The 16,590-nt window shown below is 44.0% G+C and carries 12 protein-coding genes; 9 read left to right on the forward strand and 3 right to left on the reverse strand.

What is annotated here, in order from left to right; all coding sequences use genetic code 11:
- Nucleotides 1-97: 97 nt before the first annotated feature.
- Nucleotides 98-532 (forward strand): hypothetical protein, encoded by a 435-nt coding sequence (locus ABU615_RS03580; RefSeq protein WP_267391952.1) that lies wholly within the window; start codon nucleotides 98-100, stop codon nucleotides 530-532.
- A gap of 304 nt (nucleotides 533-836) precedes the next feature.
- Here the strand turns inward: ABU615_RS03580 and ABU615_RS03585 are convergent, their stop codons facing one another.
- The gene (locus tag ABU615_RS03585; RefSeq protein WP_267391953.1) at nucleotides 837-1,268 is read right to left on the reverse strand and encodes a DoxX family protein; all 432 of its coding nucleotides are present in this window, start codon (nucleotides 1,266-1,268) and stop codon (nucleotides 837-839) included.
- A gap of 107 nt (nucleotides 1,269-1,375) precedes the next feature.
- Here ABU615_RS03585 and ABU615_RS03590 point away from each other — a divergent pair, with 107 nt between their 5' ends.
- The 3 genes from ABU615_RS03590 to ABU615_RS03600 all read left to right on the forward strand — a co-directional run bounded on the left by ABU615_RS03590 (nucleotide 1,376) and on the right by ABU615_RS03600 (nucleotide 4,058).
- The gene (locus ABU615_RS03590) at nucleotides 1,376-2,233 is read left to right on the forward strand and encodes a LysR family transcriptional regulator (protein WP_267404774.1); all 858 of its coding nucleotides are present in this window, start codon (nucleotides 1,376-1,378) and stop codon (nucleotides 2,231-2,233) included.
- Between the two features lie 25 nt (nucleotides 2,234-2,258).
- The gene (locus ABU615_RS03595; RefSeq protein ID WP_267404772.1) at nucleotides 2,259-3,521 is read left to right on the forward strand and encodes a glycerate kinase; all 1,263 of its coding nucleotides are present in this window, start codon (nucleotides 2,259-2,261) and stop codon (nucleotides 3,519-3,521) included.
- A 168-nt stretch (nucleotides 3,522-3,689) separates the two neighbouring features.
- A complete protein-coding gene (locus tag ABU615_RS03600) occupies nucleotides 3,690-4,058 on the forward strand; it encodes a nuclear transport factor 2 family protein (RefSeq protein WP_370389224.1) in 369 nt (122 codons plus the stop codon).
- 257 nt (nucleotides 4,059-4,315) lie between these two features.
- Here the strand turns inward: ABU615_RS03600 and mgtA are convergent, their stop codons facing one another.
- Entirely contained in the window at nucleotides 4,316-7,003 is a 2,688-nt protein-coding gene (gene mgtA / locus ABU615_RS03605) for a magnesium-translocating P-type ATPase (RefSeq protein ID WP_370389225.1), read from the reverse strand.
- Between the two features lie 431 nt (nucleotides 7,004-7,434).
- Nucleotides 7,435-8,505, reverse strand: coding sequence for an A/G-specific adenine glycosylase (gene mutY, locus ABU615_RS03610; RefSeq protein WP_370389226.1), 1,071 nt, complete (start codon nucleotides 8,503-8,505; stop codon nucleotides 7,435-7,437).
- Between the two features lie 349 nt (nucleotides 8,506-8,854).
- Between mutY and ABU615_RS03615 the strand changes: the two genes are divergently transcribed.
- From ABU615_RS03615 to ABU615_RS03635, 5 genes are all read left to right on the forward strand, one after another.
- Nucleotides 8,855-13,231: an RHS repeat-associated core domain-containing protein gene (locus ABU615_RS03615; RefSeq protein ID WP_370389227.1), complete on the forward strand. Its 4,377-nt coding sequence runs from the start codon at nucleotides 8,855-8,857 to the stop codon at nucleotides 13,229-13,231.
- Nucleotides 13,224-13,661 carry a hypothetical protein gene (locus ABU615_RS03620; protein WP_370389228.1) on the forward strand — a complete coding sequence of 146 codons (438 nt, stop codon included), beginning with the start codon at nucleotides 13,224-13,226 and terminating at the stop codon, nucleotides 13,659-13,661. Before ABU615_RS03615 ends, ABU615_RS03620 begins: the two co-directional genes overlap by 8 nt.
- A gap of 140 nt (nucleotides 13,662-13,801) precedes the next feature.
- The gene (locus tag ABU615_RS03625) at nucleotides 13,802-14,218 is read left to right on the forward strand and encodes an RHS repeat-associated core domain-containing protein (RefSeq protein ID WP_370389229.1); all 417 of its coding nucleotides are present in this window, start codon (nucleotides 13,802-13,804) and stop codon (nucleotides 14,216-14,218) included.
- 144 nt (nucleotides 14,219-14,362) lie between these two features.
- Nucleotides 14,363-14,815, forward strand: coding sequence for a hypothetical protein (locus tag ABU615_RS03630; RefSeq protein WP_367487378.1), 453 nt, complete (start codon nucleotides 14,363-14,365; stop codon nucleotides 14,813-14,815).
- Nucleotides 14,816-15,194: 379 nt separating this feature from the next.
- The gene (locus tag ABU615_RS03635) at nucleotides 15,195-16,253 is read left to right on the forward strand and encodes a bifunctional transcriptional activator/DNA repair enzyme AdaA (protein WP_370389230.1); all 1,059 of its coding nucleotides are present in this window, start codon (nucleotides 15,195-15,197) and stop codon (nucleotides 16,251-16,253) included.
- Nucleotides 16,254-16,590: the final 337 nt, after the last annotated feature.

A 16,590-nucleotide genomic window follows, 5' to 3' on the forward strand; every position in this document is an offset into this window, starting at 1 on the left:
ATCTGCTTATTTAGCATCGAACTGCTGTATCCATCAAAAATTATAGTATATTATTAATATAACCTTTAAATTTGATTTCAAGGGCACATTATTAATTATGTTAAAGAAACTAGATTTACATAATCAAGATAAAAATTTTTGGATTGGGACCTTAATAAGCGCTATGTTGAGTATACTAGCCATATATTATGCTACTTATTATTACAGAGTTCATATACATGGCATAGAAACCTCAGCCACTGTAGAAACCGTTTATAAATATCAAAAAAAGGGGACAGATTATTATGAATTAACAGCCAAATATCTCGATAAAAACAATAACGTTGTTATTAGCAAAGATATTACAACCGGGATAAATGTTCACGAAGGAGAGAAAATCAAAATTCTTTATAATAGATATTCTCCTGAAATTGCAGATATTAAAGACAACAATCTAACTAAAATAAATTTTTGGGTGTATTTTGTTAGCGCAATTTTATTGAGTTGCTGCACTGCATCTGTATACAGGGAAAACAAACAAAAACATAATTAGTTTCTACAAACATTCAAATATAGACACTAAGCCTCAGTAAACACCAGTATGAAAAAACTTTAATCCCAGATCACTAAAATATTAAATTTTTAAAAGCCACTCTATAAGCAAGAGCAAGATTAAATAAAATATCCTATTGAAATATAAAATTATCTCAAATATTTACAAAAATCACCATAGTTCATAATTACGTATTTATATACTAGTTAAATATTCTGTCTAATTAAATATTCTGTCTAAGCCAAACCTACTAGCCAAACAGAATATTTATGAACCAATCATAGCCAGATAGTCAAAAAGCCACCTACTTTAAAAGTGATTTAAACCGGTTATCTAGCGCCAGTCGCCCGCCACCAGCCATAAAGAGAAACAAAAAAATAAAACAATATAATACTGCCTGCTCCCCATTATTTAACTGAGGAGTAAGTAAAGTATGCAAACCAGCAGACCGCGTATGAAAAAACAAATAAGCTACCGCCATCTGTCCACTCAGAACAAAAGCAGCTGGCCTCACAAACAAACCCAATAGCAACAAAACACTGCCCGTTAATTCCAGAACACCGGCCGCTCCCATCAGCGAAAACAGTGCCACAGACCCATGACCGTCAGTCATGGATAACGGCCACTGCCAAAATTTTGCTGTAGCATGCTGAATATATAAAAAAGCCGTAACCAGACGCAACACAGTCAAAGCATAACCATTGAAATCAGTATCAATTGTTTTCGTATTAATCATGGCCACTCCATTACTCATTTATTGAAAAGATAACGACAGTGTATTGAATTTACCATTGAGAAACGATATCATTTTTATAGAATAATTATTTCCTGTAAAGAAACTAAATGGACACCTTACAAAGCATGTGGGTATTTCGCTATGTCGTCGAACTCGGCAGCTTTACCAAAGCGGCTGAATTCATGGATATTTCCACAGCCATGGCGAGTAAGCACCTACATCATCTTGAAAAAAGCATCCAGGCCAAACTGCTCAACCGCACCAGCCGCCGCATCAGCCTCACTGAAGCCGGTCAAGAATACTATCATCGTTGTGTAGAAGCACTAGATACCCTTTCCGAAGCAAAACACATCGCACAGGCTGGCACTATCAAACCTCAGGGGCTACTTAAAATCACCGCTCCGAACTGGTGTGCCTCTCGCCATTTCGGAGAAATGCTAGCAGAATATCGGCGCCAATATCCCGAAGTCAGCCTGTCTATTAATCTCGACAGCCGCCGCGCCGATTTAGTAGCCGAAGGAATAGACCTTGCACTGCGAGTAACCAATAATCCTGAACCTAATCTAATAGTCAAACCCATCACCAAAATCGATTTCCTATGGGTTGCCAGCCCGCAATACCTGAAAAAATATGGTACGCCGCATACCATGGCCGACCTCAAACAGCACTATGGGCTACTGCCCCAATACGTACATCTCGATCTACCCCTGATACCGGCCTGTACCAGCAACAGTGCCCTGCTCATCCATCAAATGGCACTCAATCATATGGGACTAGCCTATTTACCAGAGTGGATGGTTAAAGAAGACATCGAAAATCAGCGCCTCCAAACCATTGATCACATCGCCTGCCCTGAAAGCCACACTCTGTATGCCGCCTACATGAATCGTGAATTTCTCAGTGCCAAAGTACGCAGCTTTATCGATTTTCTGGCACAGAAATTTGCAAATGAAAAAAACCACTAACATTTATATACAAAGGGGAAATAATATGATTAAAAACGACCAGGCCATCAGCTTTCTACAGCAGCTTTTTCAGTACACCGTGCAAGAAGCCAGCCCAATAAATAAAATGAAAGCATGGTTACCAGCACAAAAACCTACGGGCAAAGTAATAGTAGTCGGTGCCGGCAAAGCTGCCGCCGCCATGGCTGCCGAGTGGGAAAGAATCTGGCCAGAAAACTATCCACCCCTATCCGGAGTGGTTGTAACCCGTTATGGCCATAGTGTACCTACCAAACACATTCGAGTACTGGAAGCCAGCCATCCTCTACCTGATTCCGCAGGGCAGGCGGCTGCCGAAGCATTACTGCAAGCTGTAAGCGGACTAAACCCAAAAGATCAGGTCTATTATTTAGTATCAGGTGGTGCTTCCGCGTTGACCACATTACCGATTGCCGGTATCTCACTGAAAGACAAACAAAACATTAACCGCCAACTGCTTACTCACGGCGTTCCTATCGAAGCCATGAATACCCTGCGCAAACATCTGTCACGCATAAAGGGCGGGCGCCTTGCAGAAGCTGCCGCACCAGCTCACATCACCACACTGGCTATTTCCGATGTGGTTGGCGACGACATCAGCACCATCGGCTCTGGTGCCGCCGTAGCCGATCCCACCACAGTTGCCGACATAAAACAAATCGTCACCCAATATCAGCTCGAACTGCCGCCAAGCGTAGCCACCTATCTAAATTCACCCACAGCAGAAACCCCCAAAAAGCTGGACAACAGTAGCGCTCATATCATCATCACCCCGCATCAGGCATTTAGCGCAGCACAAAAACAGGCACAGAATCAGGGTATCGACGTACTCTATCTGGGCGACCGCATAGGAGGTGAAGCACGCGAAGTAGCTCAGGTAATGGCCGGCATTGCCCAGTATCATCACCAGCAGCCACATAGAAAACCGCTGTTAATTCTCAGTGGCGGAGAAACCACTGTAACCCTCAAACATCAAGGACGCGGCGGACGCAACAGCGAATTCCTGCTTGCACTGGCTATTGCACTGAATGGCGCCTCCGGTATCTACGCATTGGCCGCTGATACCGATGGAATTGATGGCAGCGAGGACAATGCCGGCGCATGGTTCACTCCTGAGAGTCTGCACCATGCGCGAAAAATCGGCCTCAATCCCAATGAATTGTTGCAACAGCACCGAGCTTATGATTTTTTTGCCGCCACCAAACAATTACTGATTACTACCCCTACCCGCACCAACATCAACGACTTCCGCGCCATACTCATACTCTAAAAATAAATCCAGACAAAATTTAGCCCGCTCCAGCATCGATTTAATAATAATTAATTAATAATCAATCTAGCAATACAAAAAGTTAATTATTATAAATCAGTTATTTATATCAAAAATTACTCGCTACAATGAATTATCGGTATATGCCGAATTTTTCTGGAGTAAATGATGCAAACCAATAAAGAAATTGTCACAGCGTTTCACCAACAGGTATTCGTAAATGGTGATTTATCCAACATAAATAAATTTGTCAAAGAAGACTACATTCAGCACAACCCAGAAGTAGCAAATGGCCGTGAAGGCTTCGTCAAATTTCTAAATACCTTGTTGCAGCAAAAACTGCAATATGACACCAAAAACATCAGCGCCGATGGCGATATGGTATATGTATTCTATAAAACCACTGATGAACAAGGTCATCAAAGCAAAACCTGTGATATTTACCGGTTAGAAAACGGCCAGATAGCCGAACACTGGGACGTAATCGAAGAAAATATCGAAAAAATAAAATCGGTCAACGGCAACAGTGTTTTTTAATTATTAACACCTGCCGCTAATCCATCAGGCCATACTGTATGAAATAGTATGGCCTAAAAAGTTAGATAAATACTAAAAGCAAAAACCACATACCTGTGTTTACACTAAATTCTCCAGACCCAACCAATCTAATTTTTTCTGAATTCACTTTTATGCACACTGCATCCCCAAATGGATGGCAAACTTAGCCAGCGATTTTTCCAATAGCAACTAAATAAAAGAGCGAGTTATTCACTCGCTCTTATTCACACCGATAGTTAGAACCATTGCCCGAAACGGCGAATATACCAGCGCTTCACCGTCTGCGTCACTACACAGTAACATCCCAGAGTCAACACCAGCCATGGGAAATACTGCCATGGCAATGGCGTCAAACCAATCCAGCCACTAATTGGTGAAAATGGGATATAAATACCTACAGCCATAATCAGCACTGTCATCAATAATACCGGTAAAGAAGCGGTACTTTGCACAAACGGTATTTTGCGCGTACGCAGCATATGCACCACCAGCGTCTGTGAGAGCAGACCTTCCACAAACCAGCCAGAATGAAACAAATTCTGAACTTCCGGTGCATTGGCATGAAACACAAACCACATCAACGCAAACGTACTGATATCAAAAATAGAGGAAATCGGACCAATAAACAGCATAAAACGGCTGATATTAGAAACATCCCATTTGCGCGGTTTGCGTAAAAATTCCTCATCCATTTTGTCCCATGGCAGGGAAAGCTGAGAAAAATCATACAGCAGATTCTGTATCAGCAATTGAATCGCCAGCATCGGCAGAAACGGTAAGAAAGCACTGGCAAACAATACTGAAAATACATTACCGAAATTGGAGCTCGCCGTCATATTCAGGTATTTAATAATATTGCCGAAAGTCTCGCGCCCTTTAATGACCCCTTCTTCCAGCACCATCAAACTTTTTTCCAGCAGAATAATATCCGCAGATTCCTTAGCAATATCAGTAGCCGTATCCACAGAAATACCCACATCGGCATCACGCAAAGCCGGCGCATCATTAATACCATCGCCCAGAAAACCAACCGTATGCCCATTTTCCTGCAACAAACGAATAATACGCGACTTCTGCAACGGCGTTAGCTTAGCAAACACAGTATGCCGTTCCAGCAGCGGTTTCAGAGCCTCATCGCTCAAAGCTTCTATTTCATTACCCAGTAGTGGCTGGCCAGCTTCAATACCCACCTCATGACAGATTTTGCGCGTCACAATAGCATTGTCACCCGTCAGCACTTTCACCGCTACGCCATTTTCACTTAAAGCAGCAATCGCCTGTGCCGCACTGTCTTTTGGTGGATCAAGGAAAGTCAGAAAGCCGTATAAAGTTAGCTCAGTTTCATCTGCCACCGCATACTGTGCCTTCTGCTCCCCTTCTGAAATATACTTTTTACCAATAGCCAGTACGCGAAAACCTTCCTTATTGTAGCTTTCAGCCAGTGCCAGCAACTGTTCACGTCGTGCAGCATTCAATGTCAGATGTTTGCCCTGTTCATACACACAGCTGGAAATAGACAACATCTCTTCCACTGCACCCTTGCAAATCAGCACATGACGCTGCTTATCATCACGTAGCACAACAGACAGACGCCGGCGTACAAAATCAAACGGCAACTCATCAATCTTACGATAACCACCATCGTTAATCACTGCACTGTTTTCCGGCTCCTGCGCAAAGCGCACAATGGCCTTATCCATCAGATTTTTCATACCACTCTGATAGGAGCTGTTCAGCCATGCCAACTGTAATACTTCATTATCATTATTACCGTTAATATCAGTGTAATGTTCGAGGATGATTTTATCTTGTGTCAACGTACCGGTTTTATCAGTACATAATACGTCCATAGAGCCAAAATTCTGAATGGCACTCAGACGCTTCACCACCACTTTACGCCGTGCCATTGCCATCGCCCCCTTGGCCAGATTGGCGCTGACAATCATTGGTAACATTTCCGGTGTCAGCCCCACAGCCACAGCCAGAGCAAACAAAGCAGCATCACCCCAGTCACCTTTGGTAAAACCATTAATCAACAGCACCACCGGTACCAGAATCAGCATAAAACGAATCAGCAAATGGCTGACACTGTTTACACCGCGGTCAAAAGCAGTCTGGCTGCGTGTACCCACAATCGATTTAGCCAGTGAGCCAAAATAAGTATCACTGCCCGTGGCAACCACCACAGCTTTAGCGTTACCACTGACAATATTGGTTCCCATAAAGCAGATATTTTCTGCGTCCAGCGGATTAGCAGAGACAGGCTTGTCGGCTGCCACCGTGCCATGCATATTCACCGTATCGGATTTTTCTACCGGAATAGATTCACCCGTCAGCACAGCTTGACTAATAAACAAATCGCGAGACTCAATTAAGCGCACATCGGCTGGTACCATATCACCAGCAGAAAGCAAGATAATATCCCCTGGCACCACTTCCTTAATCGGTACTTCTAGCTGCTCAGTACTGATATCACGGTGGCTACGGCGCAATACCGTGGCAGTAGTACTGATCATGGATTTCAGCGCCTGCGCAGCCTTATTAGAACGATATTCTTGCCAAAAGCTCAGCAAACCACTCAGCAGCACCATCACCACAATAATAAAAAGGCCACTTAAACTGGTTTCTTCACCATGACGCAAAGGAATCAGATAATCAGTAAAAAAGCTTACACCAGCCAGCGCCAGCAAAACGAAGATAAAAGGATTTTTAAATGCCAGCAACAATTGCAGATACGCAGACGGAGCTTTATCGTGCACCACATCATTGCGACCAAAATTGGCCAGCCGTTCCTTAACGTCATGCTCGGTCAAACCACTCAGACTGGTCTGTAAATTAGACAGCGTACCATCAAGACTGTTGCGCGACTCCAGCACAGCCTTAATATCCACTGGTTGAGAAATGATTTTTTTTAATTTTTTCATAAACAGTACCTCACCGGCCATGCAGTTTCCCGGTCGGTAGATACTGTAGACTAACCCGGAAACCTCAACGGCCTAGTTGCAGTTGTGGTATCAATAAAATAAACGGTCGACTCGAATCTTCTTCCATTGTTTTATTCCCGGTTAAATAATCAGAAACTCAATGCATCGCATTAAGCTCAGCAAATACTAAAACATCCATCTCTTAAGTATTATGCCTTTTGCGTATAATTACTTAAAAGACAGAAATATTTCAGCAAGATAGCGTTTATACGGATTTGCAATGATAGCGTCAACAAAATTTACGCTATTCAAAACAAAAAACAATATTATTCACACTACACAAAATTCATTACAGTATATTCACCCAATCCAAACATACATAAAATAAGTATGACCACCCATTATTACAGAGAAAACCTAAAACCATCAGATTAAAAAAGACTGTTTTGCACCGCATTCAGATAGCTGTGCAATGGTTTAGGAATACCATAAACAGCCAGATTTTCTGGTGCCACCCACTCACCTGCTATCCTTGCCGATACCGGCGCTTGCTCACCAGCCACAGCTGCGAACGGCAAAATCATCAACTGCCGGTGCGTCAGACGATGCTTAATTTCTGTGCCTTCAGTCAAATCTTCCGCCTGTACACCGAAATCACAGGCAAGTGCATACAAATCATCCAGACTCTCGCTACAGGGTACACACCATAAACCACCCCAGATCCCTTTAGCCGGCCGCTTAGTTAAAAACACCGCTCCAGCACGATTACGCAATACTAGCCAGTAAAGCGCCACATCCTTAACTGCTACTGCCGCTTTCCTACGTGGCAACTCAGCCGTGCGGCCTTGCAGATGTGCCAGACAAATATCATTCATCGGGCAAACAGCACATACCGGTTTCAATCGTTTACATACCGTAGCACCTAAATCCATCAACCCCTGAGTATAAGCCGGCATATCTGCAGCATTCCGTGGCAGCAGAGCTTCAGCCGTTGTCCACAGTTTTGCCTCAAAAGCTTTATTGGCCGGATCACCATCCAACGCAAACAAACGGCACAACACCCGCTTTACATTGCCATCTAAAATAGTTTCCCGTGCATTAAAACAGAACGCAGCAATTGCTGCTGCAGTACTGCGCCCCACTCCACAAAGCCTTTGCAGCTCTTTTCGCTCAGACGGAAACACACCACCAAACTCATTTACCACCTGTTGCGCAGCTTTGTGCAAATTGCGGGCACGGCTGTAATAGCCAAGTCCCTGCCATAGACCCAGCACCGCGTCTTCTTCTGCAGCTGCCAGTGCCTGCACATCTGGAAAAGTAGTCACAAACCGCGGGTAATAATCCAGCACCGTCGCCACCTGAGTCTGTTGCAACATAATTTCCGAGAGCCATACCCGATACGGCTCCTGCGTCTGCCACGGTAAACCATGCCGGCCATGTTGCCGCTGCCATTGCACCAACCGCGGAGCAAATTCAGACTTCAAAACTTCCTCATTTCGCATACAACCAAATCTTAAAATTTATCTATTAATTAATGAAATATCAATCTCAGACCTTAGACCACCAATACTGGTAACCATAACCCTAAAACAAGCAGCCATACCTGAAAAAGTAAATTGATTACCTTCACCACCACAACATCACAAATAAAGAAAAAACAACATAAGAACAGCAAACCAGCCATATACCAACACCATTCTTATTTATACATAATATCAAACATGATAAAATGTAATGTAATGTTAATTTAACAGTGCATTTTACAGTTTATTGTAAACAACAAACAAAGCATCGAACTCAAAAAACAAACACAGCAATACACATCTATATTTTCATCAAGGGGCTTAACGAATGGGCAATGCGTATTGGGCCGCCCGCGAAGGGGACATCCTATTACACACCTCGATGCTCGCAGACATCGTTGGTGCGGCTGTAGAAATAGCATGCTATGCAGCCATCACCGCCGCAGTAGGTTTTGCCATTTTCGGCACCATCACCACCGGCGGACTACTCCTAAGTGTCCTTGTCGGCGTACTCATGGCCATTTCAGGTGGTGATACCATCGTATCCAACCTCTCCAACTGGGTCAGTAGCCTCTTTCCGCCCTCCGAAGATGGCAAAATCAAAACCGGCTCGCCCAATACCCGCACCAATGGCAAAGCTTCCGCCCGCGCCGCAGGTGCCATAGATCAAAGCATTGAACTAAGTGACAGCAGCGAAGAACCACAGCAGCCCGAAAACTTCGCCGATATAGCAGGTATACTTATCGCAGCCGGAGAAATCGCCCAGGAATTTATTCGGCCAACAGTCGCCTCACCCGATCCCAGAGCAGAACCCAGAGATGACGACAAAATACTTTGCCGCAAACATCCGCATCCGTTCGGCACAGATGAATATCTGGCCGAAGGTTCCAGTAAGGTCTACATCAACAGCCAGCCGGCCGTACGCAGCAACGACCGCAGCACCTGCGAAGCCAAAGTCACCGACGACCATACCGGCGGCGTCAAAGTATCCAGCAACGTACGCATCGGTGGTGAGCCCATCGTCGTGCGTGAAATCAGAAGCGGCAAACACCCCGTTGCCCAGCTTATTGGTGTGGTTTCAGCCTTAAGACGTCCCCGCAAAATCTGTTCCAAAATCAAATGTCTTGTCCTGGCCATCGCCAGTAATGCAGGCACCAGCTTAGCCTCTGCCAAAATAGCACAAGCATTTACCCGCGGCCACCCCGTCCACCTCCCCACCGGTGCCAAACTCCTCTTCGACACCGAAGAGCTCGACTTCACCCTCCCCGCCCATCTGCCCCTCCAATGGCAACGCTTCTACAGCAGCGTCGACACCCGTACCCACAACATGTTCGGCGCCGGATGGAGCGTCAGCTTCGAAGTCGAAATCGAAATCTCCCCCCAGCCCGATGGCTCCTGTGCCGCCGTCTATATCAACGAACAAGGCCGCCGCCTCGAAATCGACCCCTTACAACCCGGCGAAGGCATGCGCGGCATCAACGAAAACCTCACCATCCGCCGTGGCCAGCACAACCGCTGGGTCATCGAAGACGACGACGGCCTTTACCGCCTCTTCGAGCCCGACCCCAACCAACCCCACCGCCTCTACCTCACCGCACTTCAAGATCGCAACGACAACCGCCTCCTTCTTTACCGCGACAGCCACAGCCGCATCATCGAAATCACCGACAACGACCGCAGCACCCGCCTCTCCCTGCACTATCAGCATCCCCAGCACCCACAACGCGTCACCACCATCAAACAGCAACTGGCCAATGGCCACAGCCGGGTACTGGCACAATACCAGTACACCGCACAGGGCGACCTCCAACACGTCATCGATGCCGAACAGCGGCACACCCGCACCTTTGCCTACGACACCGGCCGACGCCTCATCTACCACCGCCTGCCCACCGGCCTGCACTGCCACTACCAGTGGGATTACTTTGCCGATGCCGCCGAAACCGCCTGGCGCGTCACCCATCACTGGACCGAAGCAGATGGCCAGCGACAAGAAGACTATCACTTTCACTACGATATTGAGCAACGCCTCACCACCGTCAAAGACAGCCTGGGACGCATCAGCCAGCATTACTGGAACGAAGTCTACCAAATCACCCGCTACATCGACCCCCTTGGTCACACCACCGCATTTGAATGGAACGACAACCAACAACTCATCAGCGTCACCGACGCCCAAGGTGGACAATGGCGCTACAGCTATGACGAACAAGGACGCGAAACCGCCGAAACCGACCCACTGGGACGCACCACCCAGACCCAGTGGTTACCCCACTGGGCCTTACCCACCATCAGCGTCGACCCCGACGGCAGCACCTGGCGCTACTACTATGATGAACGCGGCAACCTGCTGACCGTCATCGACCCCTTAAAACAACGCACCCGCTACCAATACGACCAGCACGGCCAAATAACCAGAATCACCGATGCCAGAGGTGGGCACAAATACCTGCGCTGGAACCCGAACGGCCAGCTTATCCAACATACCGACTGCTCCGGCTCCCTGACCCAGCTTGGCTACGACCGCCATGGCAACCTGACCGACATCACCAACGCCATCGGCAACAGCAGCCGCTACCAGTACAACGCCGCCGGCGACCTTATCAGCGCCACCTTGCCCGATGGCCGCCAAGAACACTTCAGCGTCAATGCAGCAGGACAATTACTGACCTATACCGACCCCGCCGGCCACACCACCCATTACCATCGGGACCCGCGCGGACTGGTGCACCGACGCACCGATAGCGCCGGACGCAGCATCCGCTTTCACTATGATACCTATAGCCGGCTGACTACATTAACCAACGAAAACGGCGAGCATTACCAATTCACCTACGACGCCGGCGACCGCCTAACCGAACAGACCGATCTGGGCGGACGTAAACAAAAGCTGACTTACGATCAGCTGGATAACGTCAGTGCCGTTCACTTTGCTGCCGGCAGCCCCGCCGAAATCACCCACCGCTTCACACGCGATGCCATCGGCCGACTGATTGGCAAACACACCCCCGATGGCAACACCGCCTACCAGTACGACCCCGCCGACAACCTCATCAAAGTCGGCTACAAAAAAGCCGGCTTACCGACCGAGGCCGAAGCAGACATCATCACCTTTCGCTACGACATCATCGGCAACCTGCTGAGCGAAACCACCGCACAAGGCACCCTCAGCCATCAGTACGACCAACTGGGCAACCGCATCGCCACCACCTTGCCCGATGGCCGTACCCTCAACAACCTCTATTACGGTTCCGGCCATCTGCACCAAATCAACCTCGACGGCACCACCATCACCGACATCGAACGCGACCGCCTACATCGCGAAGTCCTGCGTAGCCAGGGACAACTGAACACCGAATTCAGATACGACCGCAACAGCCGCCTGCAACACAAACAGACCCGGCGTGGCCACAACACCATCCTGCCCGACATCCTTACCGACCGCCGCTACCAGTACGACAACCTCGACCGGCTGGTGAGTAAAAAACATACCCGGCAAGGACAGACCGATTACCACTATGACCGCACCGGCCGTATCGAAAGCTGCCGCAACCAAGCCTACTGGGAAACCCTGCAATACGATGCCGCCGCCAACCTGCTGGATAAAAGACGCAACGAAGACAACAGTACCGACAACCAAAACCTGGTTCGCTTTAACCAGCTACTCCACTTCCGCGGCCTGCAATACACCTATGATGCACACGGCCGTACCCACAGCAAACAGACCGCCAGCGGTACCCAGTACTACAGCTATGATGCCGAACACCGCCTGACCGAAGTGCGTATCGAAAAACAAAACCGTACCGAACGCTACGGCTATGTCTACGATGCCTTAGGCCGACGTATCGAAAAACACCAGATAGACCGGGCGGGCAAAGCCTGCAACCGTACCCGTTTCCTGTGGGACGGGCTGAGAATGATTCAGGAAACCCGTACTGACAGAAGCAAAAGCGTCTATATCTACACTGATGAAAGCGGCTATGAACCCTTAGCCAGAGTAGAGACCACCACCGGTACGGAACAGAAAGTGCTGTACTACCACACCGATGTCAACGGTGCCCCGGAAGAACTCACTGATGAAGACGGTCACATTGTATGGGCATGCAGCTATCAGCTGTGGGGCAAACCGATACAGGAAATCGAACACAGCCAGATACAACAGAACCTGAGGTATCAGGGACAGTATTTAGACAGAGAAACGGGCTTACATTACAATACTTTCAGGTACTATGACCCGGATATAGGCAGATTCACGCAGCCGGACCCGATTGGGTTGCTGGGTGGATTTAATCTGTATCAGTATGCGCCTAACTCACTGATGTGGATTGATCCGTGGGGATTAGAATGTAATTTTCTCAATCGACGACAAGCTTTAAATAAAGCTAAAGATCTTGCTAAAATTCCTCATTCTCAACAGCCAGAGAGACAGTGGATAGTTGGAAATATCCCCGTGAAAAAAGGGCAAAAAAATTATAAATATTCGGAGGATTTTGGTTCACATGGTCGATATTATGAATATAGAAATGCTCAAGGACATAAACGTGTTATTGTTGATCATACAAATGACCCAAGAGCGAAAGGAATACATACACATGCAGGAAAGCCAAAAACTGGTGCAGACTCAAGAAACTATGATTTTAAAGAAGAAAGATATTTAAAAATTATCAACCCATCAACAAATGACCATCATATTTATTATGAATAATATTCTTGAAAAAAAATTACTTTATTTGAAAATAAAAAAATATGCCGAAAACCTAGAAGGAATTCAATCATTTAAAATATCATTTATTGGGGATAAAGATTTTGTTTGGTTTAAAAAACAAATGAAAATTTTTTTCAAAATTGAACAAAATAATGCTGATATAATACTGGAACATGACATATGTAAAAAGAAAGTAATTCAAGTAATTCATAATATTTTAAAAACCAACACTGGTATAAATTGTATTCAATTATTTGAAGAAAAAATTGCTGTTTATTTAAATATCAAAAATCTTGATTTCTTCTTAGATAGTGTATTTAAATATAATCAGTGTTATGATTTATCCTTATTATTTTTAGAACCTGAAAGAATAATAATTATTAATGATGATGAGTATAAAATATATATACATTATTCTATAAATAACTAACATACTTTTAGATAAAACTTAATAAAATAGAAACAGAAAACTCAGTCTACGGCGCCTTAGGCCGACGTATCGAAAAGCACCAGATAGACCGAGCGGACAAAGCCTGCAACCGTACCCGTTTCCTGTGGGACGGGCTGAGAATGATTCAGGAAACCCGTACCGACAGAAGCAAAAGCGTCTATATCTACACGGATGAGAGCGGCTATGAACCCTTAGCCAGAGTAGAGACCACTACCGGTACGGAACAGAAAGTGCTGTACTACCACACCGATGTCAACGGCGCCCCGGAAGAACTCACTGATGAAGACGGTCATATTGTATGGGCATGCAGCTATCAGCTGTGGGGCAAACCGATACAGGAAATCGAACACAGCCAGATACAACAGAACCTGAGGTATCAGGGGCAGTATTTAGACAGAGAAACGGGCTTACATTACAATACTTTCAGGTACTATGACCCGGATATAGGCAGATTCACGCAGCCGGACCCGATTGGGCTCTTGGGTGGATTTAATTTGTATCAGTATAAAACCAAAAAGAGCTTCTTTTATTTCTGAAACGTCTATGAATGATGTTTTGAAAAATCTTAATAATCAAAAAATAAATCATAGAAATTTATAATATTGAATTGAAAAGTATATGCTAAGATTTACAAACTTTATATAAAACAATTTTTACCAAATCCAAAAAGGGAATTAATAGTGATTGAAATAAATACTTTTATAAAAATAGGTCATGATCAATATATGAATTTTTCAGCATATCATTATGATATTAAAGATGTAAACAATATCGAGGGCAGCATACATCTTAATATAAATCGTGTTATTTTATTGAAATATAATATGTGCGATTATATTGATAAACTATGGGCTAATTTAGTTCAAGGATTGGAGCAGATAAAAAACAATAACGAATTTAAAACACATTTCGAGAGCCAACCAATTGAAATTAAACTAAAACCAATAGGAAATGATGTACTGGTTAGTGTTAATAGTAATTTGAAAGTTGAAGCTTTAATAAATAAAAAATATTTTATAAAAGCCATGTCTGAACATGCATTATATTTTTTTAATAAACTTTCTGGTTTCAATAAAATTCAAGAAAATCGGTATCAATCGGAAATTGAACAATTAGAACGAATTTGCCTGTAAATCAATTAATCGAAATAATTTATATAAAGATTAGAAAAATTAAACTTAATGTTGATATTAACACTTCACAAAAATAGTTATGAAATTCAAATTCATAACTATTCTATTAACTGAAAATTCGACAATAAATTAATCTAACGAATCTCAGTTTCTTTTTATATTTTATTATTTTTAATGAAAGATTTTCATCGAAATTCATTTACCAGCTCCCAAGCTAGCAACAATATTATTCTTCGTATTTAAATAGTCATCAAATTTTCGGTTGTCACTGATACAAATTTTTCATTAACATCATTTCATCAGATTTAATAATCAACACATTATCGATTGCTCAGCAAAGCCACAAAAACTAAGTCAGAAAAATCCAGGTAGCTAAAACATGCCCATAACAGATAAAAACATTATTCAGAAATACTATCAGGCTTTACTTGCAAAAGATCCAGCATATGTTGGTATTTTCTTTGTAGGGGTGAAAACAACTTCAATATTTTGTATTTCTACTTGCAGAGCGAGAAAACCAAAATTTGAAAATACCGTATTTTATCAAAGCGTAAAAGAAGCCCTGAATGCGGGTTATAGGCCATGTAAAATCTGCCGGCCTACCGAAAATGCAGATGAAGCGCCTGAGCAAATAATCAAAGCAATCAAAATGATTAGCCAAAATCCCAAGGTAAAGATATCCGACTCGGTACTAAGAGAGCATCATATCAGTCCGGAAATCGTTCGGCGTTGGTTCAAAAAAAATTACGGCATTATTTATCAGACCTATCAACGTATGTACCGAATCAATCTAGCTTATCAAGAATTGAAAAGCGGCAAAAAAATAACGGATACAGCATTCGACCATGGTTATGAATCACTTAGTGGTTTTGGCTATACATATAAAAAATTTGTCAAAAATGCCCCCTCCAACCATGCTGAAAACAATATTATCCTGATTAACCGTTTATCCACACCCATAGGCCCAATGTTTATATGCGCCACGCAGCAAGGTATTTGTCTGCTGGAATTTGTAGACCGGCGAATGTTAGAGACGGAGTTTCAGCAATTACAAAAATTACTAAATGGAACAATCATATTTGGCGTAAATAATCATATCCAACAAGCCAGAGCAGAAATTGAGCAATACTTTCAAGGAAAAAGAAAAAATTTTACCGTCGCCCTGCATACCCCGGGGACACCATTTCAGCAATCCGTTTGGGCATGTTTACAAACCATCCCCTTTGGCGAACTATATACTTACAAACAGCAAGCCGAAAAACTAAACCATCCTAATGCAGTCAGAGCAGTAGCCAATGCAAATGGCTTGAATCGGATTGCCATCATCATTCCTTGCCACAGAGTAATCGGTTCTAACGGCCAGTTAACCGGATATAGCGGTGGATTAGAACGCAAACAATGGCTGATTAATCACGAAAAAAGCCATCAGCATTTATAACAACTAAAAACCTTATTTTATAAAACACTCTTTAATCGGACTAATCCTTTTAAGTTCTGCTAAAGACTAATTGAAGATTGTTACCAAAATTATAAGTATTATCAAAATTTTATTATCAAATATGTATCTAATCCGGTTATAGAAAATACTGAATCAAAACAAGTACTACAATATTTCAAATTAAGTATGCAAAGTTTATTGCTTAGGAAAATGGATAGAAGGCATGCTTATAAATGTATCAACCATTAATGTATTGATTCATTCAATCAATCAGAAAACGAAATGTTAATTTATTTTTCGAATAATTTTATATTTAAATATCATATTATTTGGATTT

Source organism: Snodgrassella alvi (assembly GCF_040741455.2).
Lineage (GTDB): Bacteria > Pseudomonadota > Gammaproteobacteria > Burkholderiales > Neisseriaceae > Snodgrassella > Snodgrassella alvi_E.